General features: G+C 40.5%; 1 protein-coding gene and 1 pseudogene. Both read right to left on the reverse strand.

Annotation, left to right across the window (positions count from 1 at the left end):
- A pseudogene (locus tag CXF95_RS30125) lies at positions 1-125 on the reverse strand (ISAs1 family transposase); the annotation flags it as partial.
- A 57-nt stretch (positions 126-182) separates the two neighbouring features.
- Positions 183-626: a DUF4277 domain-containing protein gene (locus CXF95_RS26290; RefSeq protein ID WP_101201411.1), complete on the reverse strand. Its 444-nt coding sequence runs from the start codon at positions 624-626 to the stop codon at positions 183-185.
- Positions 627-754 lie beyond the last annotated feature (128 nt).

The following is a 754-nucleotide window of genomic DNA, read 5'->3' on the forward strand; positions in this document are numbered from 1 at the left end:
TTTTGATCTGCATATCCTTGACGAATTCGACAATGATCTTCGTCAAATGCCATATCTAATCTCCAGTGAAGATTATTCTCTACACCCCAATGAGCACGTACATAGTGAGCAAATTTCTCTGCATCGTTATGCTTAACGCTTTACGGGATAGGATCATAACTGAAAATGTGAATTTACGTTAACTATAATTGGGTCCTCTTAGGGTGGTGATAGCTAATGGCCTCTGGAATTTCAACACTTTTTGTATCAAGCGATTTGAATTGGCAGTCTACGGCCTCTATTTCACAGGCCTGATGCGATACCAATGAAAACAATCTTTCACAACCAAAGTCATAACACTGGTCGAGTGTTCGTCCTAACTTGTGACGGTTAAAGTGAGATGCATCAACACCTTCGCGAAATAAATGCTCTATGGGAAGGTTGGTAAAAAACTGAGGGCTAAGGGACAAAGGGCGATTTGAAAACCCTAAACCATTCATTATCATGCCCTTAATCGCCTCGCCAGGGGTGATTTCCTGCTTATCATCTTGTGGCAAGTGCTTGTCTAACAAGGACACCATATTTAAGTCGTCGATAACGCCGGCAACAATGCCATGATGGTCTAACCGCTTGATTTTTATTGTCATATCGCCCTCGAAAGTTGAGGTGATATTGTACTAAACTGGGGATCTTGTAGGAAATATTATAAATAGAAATAATTCAATTTTGTCTGATCAATGTGAGGTTAAAAGGCGATAAGGTACGGAGTTCATCA

The sequence above is a fragment of the Paraglaciecola sp. MB-3u-78 genome (assembly GCF_002835935.1).
Classification (GTDB): Bacteria; Pseudomonadota; Gammaproteobacteria; order Enterobacterales; family Alteromonadaceae; genus Paraglaciecola.

What these genes read in the sequence shown, in the direction of transcription:
- CXF95_RS26290 (WP_101201411.1), bottom strand. Translation starts at nt 626, where the DNA reads ATGACAATAAAAATCAAGCGGTTAGACCATCATGGCATTGTTGCCGGC.